We start from the raw sequence: 6673 nt of genomic DNA on the forward strand, positions 1-6673 counted from the left end.
TTAAAGGTTCATTACCCACCTATATTTGAAATGGCTGAAGGGGTGCGTATATGGCTGGCGGCGCTTCTGACTGCGGTCAGTATCGCAGTTGCTCCTCTGCTACATCCTCCGTGGATTCTCGGCCTTCTGACGATTCTCTTCAGCGGCGTCCTCTTCACAATTCGCAGTACGCGGTTCGCATCCGTCGCAATTGCCGTTCTCGGGACACTCTACGGACTTTCACTCCTCTCCCTGTTTGTTTTCGCCGCCACGCTTGCCATTGTGGTGGGCGGTGAACTCGTATGCAGGTGGGCGGAAGGACCGCGATCCTATCTACTGTATATCATCGGGGCTGCCGTCGGCGGGCTTTCCGTGATGCTGTATCTCGGTTCGGAATCACCGCTTGTCATCAGCACCGGAGTGCTCGTCGCCGCCCTGTTCAAGTCCGCCGTGGGCAATCGCGAGGATTCGCTCCTGATCTCCGGTCTGGGTGTCGCGATGACGATGTTTCTGTTTTCCGAGATCGGATTTCGCGTTGAAACAACCCTGCTGCTCACTGCCGTCATCACGGGGCTGGCCTTCGGCTACTTCTCCTATCGTTTGAAAGCAGCGGATCTCAGCGGCCTTTTCTCCGGAGCGCTTGTAGGAATAATCCTCATCGTATTCGCGGATGTACGCTGGTTTTTTATCATGCTCACCTTTTTCGTCCTCGGTTCGGCTTGCACGCGATTTCGTTATGATCGAAAAAAGAGCATGGGGGTTGCCGAATCTCACGGGGGAGTGAGGGGCTACTATAATGTCTTTGCAAATGGTCTCGTTGCGGTAGGGGCAACGGTGCTGTACGGCGTCACCCAGCACGAGATGTTTATTGCCCTTTTCCTCGGCAGCGTGGCTTCCGCGGCTGCAGACACCGTGGCGAGCGAGATCGGCGTCGTCGGCACCATACCCTACCTGATTACCACCTTTAAAAAGGTCCCGCACGGGACGAACGGGGGTGTTACGATCATCGGTGAAGTGGCAGGTACGGTTGCGGCAGGCATTGTCGGGATTTCCGCCGTCATGGTAGGGATTGCCAGTCCGATGATGGCGGTTGTGTGCACCCTTGCAGGTTTTATCGGGACAAACATTGACAGTGTCGTCGGGGCGACTCTCGAAAACCGGGGCATCATCGGAAATTCCGGCACAAACCTGATTGCCACCTTCGGCGGCGGCCTGTTTGCACTCCTCTTTTACCTGCCCTGAAAAAAGGGGAAATCCTGAAGAGAGTGCCTTTCAGTATTTAAACCAGCGGCCTTTTTCGTCGTATTCCCCTTCGGGCTGTACGGGCAGAACGAGTACGTTGGTACGGTAAAACACTGCTTTGAACGGATAGAAAATTGCGCTGAAAAGGGCGATGATGCCGAAGTACACTCCGACGGCAGTCCAGATGCCTGATGTACCCAGCATGCCGAGCAGATCCGCGGGAGCGAGCGCATCCAGTTCTGCCTGACTCATCATCGTGAGCGGTTCGAGGTGTCCCGCGAGTGTCGCGGCAAGAAGGAGTGTTCCAAGAAGGCCGATAATCACGAATAGTGCGAGCGCAGTGATGATGAATACCGTTGTTTTTCCCGGATGCGCGACCACGAAACGGATGCTTTCAAGAAGTGAGTCAAATACTTTCTTCTCCTGAAAAACTGCCGCCGTATCGTAGAAAAACGTGAAAAAGAGCATCGGCACAATGACACCTGCCGATATGAGCGTGAGAAGTCCGATGTCTCCCGGGATGCCGGCAAGCGTCAGCGGAATGAGCACGATAAATATGGTGAGCAGGACCGCAAAGAAAATCAGGATTCCCGGCAGAAGCACGGCGAAGTAGTGCGCGAACCCTTCCCTGATATATGTGGAAAGCCTTCCGTCGTCGGCCCTGATAACACCGTAACTGCCCGATACGAAAAACGGCAGGAGTATGATCTGAAGGATCCACATGCGTTCCGAAAAAAACGGTTCTCCCCAGACCGTGAGCAGTATATCTGACGCTCCGAGCAGCCCCGTTGCGATTCCCGTCAGCCAGAGTACCGGCATACTCCTGAGAAGACTGAACGCTTCCCTGATCGACTGGAGAACCATAATTACCGGTTCCGCGGCATTGCCACGATCTCTCTTACCTGGAGATCAAAATACGATGCTGTATGGGCGGGCAGTATGACACATACGCAGTCCGCTCCGGACGCCGTACCGCCGGCGGCGATCACTTCCCGGTCAACGCCGATGGCACCGTGGTCGGCGGCAATCAGGGAACACTCAACGGCGACTTTGAGGCCTGTTGCGACAGTCCGGCGTAACGCCTCGGCAATCGCCTCGGTACGGGATCCCCCCCCCACTTTGGGAGATCGGGAAAGAGCCCGCTCAAGACCTGAAAGCACATGGGTGCCCGTGATGATTTTGGCTCCGTTTTTTTGAAGAAATTCAGCAGTATCAGCAGAAAATTCCCATTCACCGGGTTTTTTAAAGCCGACGACATGGGTGACTACCACCAGCCGCAGTCCGGTTCCGCGGATAGCGTCAAAAAAGACGCGTGCCGTAGAACCGCTTGAACTCGCAACAACTATCGTGTCGATTGAGAGGTCCCGGGCACGCTCAACGGCAATTCTGGCTGCATCTGCAGTGTTTTCCGGGCCGGATTTTTCAAAAAAATACGTCGGTTTTACGGAATAACTCATGATAACATTTTAGTAACTTTCTCTCATTTATACTGTTTTACACAGCAAGCATCCGGGAATTCCGGGCGCCGACAGAGAAACCCCGTTCCGGTGCCGGGTGCTGATGATGTGAGGGGATGATGTCATGATAACTCTTGCACTTGCAGGCAAACCAAATTGTGGAAAATCGACATTTTTCACTGCTGCGACGATGGCACACGTTGAAATCGCAAATTATCCGTTCACGACCATCGACGCGAACCATGGCGTGGCCTATATCCGTACAACCTGTCCGTGCCGGGATCTGGGTCTGGTGTGCAATGAGTGTGTAGACGGCGTCCGTTTCATTCAGGTTGGTCTTATTGATGTTGCGGGGCTTGTCCCGGAGGCGCACAAAGGGCGGGGCCTTGGAAACCAGTTTCTGGATCATCTCCGCCAGGCTGATGCCATCCTGCATATCATCGATGCCAGCGGCTCCACGGACAGCGAGGGCAATCCTGTTGATCCGGGATCCCACAATCCTGTACAGGACATCGGATTCATCAGCAGAGAGATGACGATGTGGGCATACGGCATTCTGGAGAAGCACTGGCCAAAAATCCACCGTTCGGCACAGCAAAAATCTTTTTCGGTTATTGATGCGGTTGCGGATGTCTATGCGGGGCTTGGCATTACCTACGAACAGATCCGGGACGCCGAACAGGAGGCATGCATAAACCTCCGGCAGGCAGGGGAGGATGACCTGATCGCGTTTTGTGAAACTCTCATCTGCCGGAGCAAACCGATGTACATCGTTGCGAACAAGGCCGACCTCATGCCGGATCAGATCGCGCGTGATCTCTCGCACGAACCCGTCTCTTTTGCGAGTGCCGCCGGTGAACTGGCGCTGAGAAAAGCCGCTGAAGGCCGGTTTATCACCTATGTTGCCGGGGATACGGACTTTATAATCTCTCCCGCGGCGAAGCTTTCCGAGGCACAGAAGCACGGGCTGGAGACGATTCGCCAGTTCATGGAACAAAATAGCGGAACCGGTGTCCAGAAGGCAATAAATACTGCAGTGTTCGAGCTTCTCGACATGATAGTGGTCTACCCTGTGGAGGACGAAAACAAGTATTGCGATGGTCAGGGGCGGGTGCTGCCCGACGCTTTTCTCATGAAGCGCGGTTCCACGCCGCACGATCTTGCATACCGCATCCATTCCGACATTGGTGACGGATTCCTCTATGCGGTCGATGCACAGTCAAAGATGCGTATTCGTGAAAATCACGAACTCCGGCACGGTGATATCATCAAGATCGTGTCCACACGAAGGTAATGGGGGAGAAAAAGACAATCTTTATATATTGAAAACCAAAGTATTGATTTACCATGGGTGGAGAGGTCTATCAGGCACAGGTGATCAGAAACTTTTTCGAAACCATCACTGGTCCCGACCGGAATCTCACGCGGATCTATATGTGTGTGGTCAGCCTTGCCAAACTTCGTATGGAGCCCCCGGAGAAACTCTCGTTCCTGATTGATCAGCTCAAAAAAAGCAAGCAGAAACGTGAACTCTCCATTGATATTCTCGATTATATGGCTGATGCCGCACTTGACCTGAATATGCAGACGGTGCAGACGGCATTCGGGGTGAAGGAGATTAGCGAGGCATCGGAAGATTTCGGTGCCGTAAGCCTCGATTCACTGTGACCTGACGCTTTTTTTAAGAGCGGTATTGAGAAGATTAGTGACGGGACGGTATTTTCTCATCCGGCCCCGATAATCCCGGAAAATCGGGACGGGGAATCACTCCAGTCCGAGCTCATCGCGATACCCCTCGATGATGAGCAATACTCCCTGTTCCTGTTCAGAGAGCGCTTCACGGTCGGGTGGCGAGGCGATGAATGCCGCCCCATAGAGCAGCAGCAGGGCGTTGTCCAGCAGGTATGTGGGTTCATATCCGATGGATTCCTGCGGCAGCAGAAGTGCGACGAACTCCCTGTCATTTTCATCGAAGAGAATATCTCCGGGAATAGCGGCACTGTTTTCGAGACGTGCCTGTACGTTGGCCTGCACGATCCGGAGGGCATTCGTAATCGTCCGCTGAATGCCGGTCTTCCCGGCGATTTTAAGCGCAAGCGTACACCGGCGGAGTGCATTTTCATACAGTCTGAACTTATAGGTGAGGTATGCCTGGGCAATCTCGTGCGCGAGATCGGGGTCCATGGTGGCAGCGGCGGGACGGATCCGGGTGATATACTCATCAAGAAATTCTTTACTTTCCATATGCATCAACTCCACATTTCTTATTCGGAAGGGTATTGCCGGTCGAGCCTGATGGAAAGCGCTGTAATGGTCGCGGCGTAGAGTGCCTTGAGGAGCAGGTTGATGGAAAACTCACTGTACGGATTGAAAATAATGAGCGCGTACATCGGTGTCAGCAGTGAAACGAGATCCTTTTTGGGCCGGAAGTATGCGATCCCGGCAAGCAGCACCGAGCCTGCTACGCATCCCCAGACTCCCGCATCGAGAAGAACGCTTTCACCGGTCAGAATCCCCGCTAGCTGCAGGGCGAAATCAAGCGCGATGCCTGCGAATGCGATGATCGGAATGATCGGCCATGCTGTGGCGGGGAGGATTTTCTGGAGGCTTTTATCCGTGTTTTTCTGCATAGAGGTTCCTGTCCTTCATGGTAAACTGTGATGTCAGCATTTAATTACCTGCTGACGGGATGTCCGTCCCGGATGTATATTCGGGAATCCCGGGCACCGGGCCGGTAATCTTTACCGGTTTGCCGGCACACCCGGCAAGTGCCTCTTCGAGAGCGGCGATCTTATCCGGAATTTTCCCGATAGTCTCTTCGAAAAACACCTCGAAAGCTTTCATCTGCTCTTCATCATTGCGGTGTTTTCTCTCAAGTTCCGCCTTTTTCTCTTCGAGGTGCGATAGTCTCTGCAGGACATCCGACTCCGTCACGCGCAGGCGTGCAAGCGCCAGCTGTTCGGTGGTGTGCCCGTACTGCGTGCACAGGCCGCCGACGATATCGATCAGCCTCTGTCCGTCGGCAAACATCTTCTGTTCACTCTTGTTCTTGAGGATAACCTCTCCCTGCTCAATCATCTGCATCAGATCAGGTATGATAACGGAGATTCCTTCGGTGAGCGTGACGCGATCATGACGCGGCGGATGTGCAAGCAGTTTCCGTACATGGCGGATGGCACGGATGAGTTCCTCTTTATGCCCGCTCTCTGCCGCATGTTCTGCCTTTCGAAGCACGTTTGCCGAAGCAGCAACGATGCGGGAATATTCGATGGCTAACTCCTCTTTTTCGAGTTCAAGCCGCTCCACCGCCTCCCTGGCGTCTGAAAGGCCGGTGATATCCTCCTCTTCTTTCATGCGCGCAATCTCGGCATGGATCGCGTCCAGATGTCGTTCATCTTTCGGGATTTGCGACCAGATCTCCTGCCAGCGTGCTTTTGCCGCGCCGTAATCCTCTTCAAGGCGGCAGATTGCCGCATGCTGTTTGCGTACGTCCTCGAGTGATGAGAGTTCCGCGTCCGCAGCGGCGATCCTGTCGGTCATGGTATTGATCTCCTTTCCGATCGCACTCACCGAAACCCGCATTTCCTTCATCTCCTCAGGATATAACGCAGTGAGATATTTCCCCTGCCCTTTCATGGCTTTTATCATGCCTTTGAGTGCATCTGCGGCTTCTTGATAGAACGCAACCGGATCTTCCGACCAGTGTCGTCCCGTGGCGATTTCCATGGCCCTGATGAATACGGGGACTGCAGTTTCCACGGCACGTCTGAGCTTTGGCGGTGCACCCGGATCGGGAGATGCCTCGTGCAGGCTTTCGATCACCGTGTCAAGCTCCCCGAATGCAGCACGTATCGTTGTCTGCGAGCCGGCTGTTTCATCCCGCAGCGAATTCCGGACTGCAATCTCCCGGTCGTCGACCCAGCGGCTGATGTCGGTAAATCCGATTACGAGGGGACTTTCTTCCTTTTTTGCGAAAAATCGTGAAAACAACGATT

Annotated in this window: 8 protein-coding genes; 3 read left to right on the plus strand and 5 right to left on the minus strand. The window is 53.9% G+C overall.

The genetic code is table 11. The annotated features are described in order from the left end of the window. Positions 1 to 30: 30 nt before the first annotated feature. Entirely contained in the window at positions 31 to 1221 is a 1191-nt protein-coding gene (locus tag APR53_04500) for a hypothetical protein (protein KQC03950.1), read from the plus strand. A 30-nt stretch (positions 1222 to 1251) separates the two neighbouring features. On the opposite strand, the gene APR53_04505 is transcribed toward APR53_04500, so the two are convergent. Then, positions 1252 to 2085: a hypothetical protein gene (locus APR53_04505; GenBank protein ID KQC03951.1), complete on the minus strand. Its 834-nt coding sequence runs from the start codon at positions 2083 to 2085 to the stop codon at positions 1252 to 1254. Positions 2086 to 2087: 2 nt separating this feature from the next. Continuing rightward, positions 2088 to 2678, minus strand: a complete 591-nt coding sequence (locus APR53_04510; protein ID KQC03952.1) for a hypothetical protein — start codon at positions 2676 to 2678, stop codon at positions 2088 to 2090. 124 nt (positions 2679 to 2802) lie between these two features. Here APR53_04510 and ychF point away from each other — a divergent pair, with 124 nt between their 5' ends. Both ychF and APR53_04520 read left to right on the plus strand, forming a co-directional pair. Further along, positions 2803 to 3972, plus strand: a complete 1170-nt coding sequence (gene ychF / locus APR53_04515; GenBank protein KQC03953.1) for a translation-associated GTPase — start codon at positions 2803 to 2805, stop codon at positions 3970 to 3972. 53 nt (positions 3973 to 4025) lie between these two features. Then, complete coding sequence (locus tag APR53_04520) at positions 4026 to 4346, plus strand: hypothetical protein (GenBank protein KQC03954.1); 321 nt, start codon at positions 4026 to 4028, stop codon at positions 4344 to 4346. A gap of 96 nt (positions 4347 to 4442) precedes the next feature. On the opposite strand, the gene APR53_04525 is transcribed toward APR53_04520, so the two are convergent. Genes APR53_04525 through APR53_04535 form a run of 3 tightly spaced genes read right to left on the minus strand, consistent with a single transcriptional unit; the run spans position 4443 to position 6668 of the window. Continuing rightward, positions 4443 to 4928 carry a hypothetical protein gene (locus APR53_04525; GenBank protein KQC03955.1) on the minus strand — a complete coding sequence of 162 codons (486 nt, stop codon included), beginning with the start codon at positions 4926 to 4928 and terminating at the stop codon, positions 4443 to 4445. Between the two features lie 14 nt (positions 4929 to 4942). Further along, positions 4943 to 5308: a hypothetical protein gene (locus tag APR53_04530; protein KQC03956.1), complete on the minus strand. Its 366-nt coding sequence runs from the start codon at positions 5306 to 5308 to the stop codon at positions 4943 to 4945. 40 nt (positions 5309 to 5348) lie between these two features. After that, entirely contained in the window at positions 5349 to 6668 is a 1320-nt protein-coding gene (locus APR53_04535) for a hypothetical protein (GenBank protein ID KQC03957.1), read from the minus strand. Positions 6669 to 6673: the final 5 nt, after the last annotated feature.

Source organism: Methanoculleus sp. SDB (genome assembly GCA_001412355.1).
Taxonomy (GTDB): Archaea; Halobacteriota; Methanomicrobia; order Methanomicrobiales; family Methanomicrobiaceae; genus LKUD01.

Excerpts from the sequence above, each read along its gene's own strand:
- ychF (KQC03953.1), top strand. The coding sequence starts at position 2,803 with ATGATAACTCTTGCACTTGCAGGCAAACCAAATTGTGGAAAATCGACA.
- APR53_04525 (KQC03955.1), bottom strand. The coding sequence starts at position 4,928 with ATGCATATGGAAAGTAAAGAATTTCTTGATGAGTATATCACCCGGATC.
- APR53_04510 (KQC03952.1), bottom strand. The coding sequence starts at position 2,678 with ATGAGTTATTCCGTAAAACCGACGTATTTTTTTGAAAAATCCGGCCCG.
- APR53_04505 (KQC03951.1), bottom strand. The coding sequence starts at position 2,085 with ATGGTTCTCCAGTCGATCAGGGAAGCGTTCAGTCTTCTCAGGAGTATG.
- APR53_04500 (KQC03950.1), top strand. The coding sequence starts at position 31 with ATGGCTGAAGGGGTGCGTATATGGCTGGCGGCGCTTCTGACTGCGGTC.
- APR53_04520 (KQC03954.1), top strand. The coding sequence starts at position 4,026 with ATGGGTGGAGAGGTCTATCAGGCACAGGTGATCAGAAACTTTTTCGAA.
- APR53_04530 (KQC03956.1), bottom strand. The coding sequence starts at position 5,308 with ATGCAGAAAAACACGGATAAAAGCCTCCAGAAAATCCTCCCCGCCACA.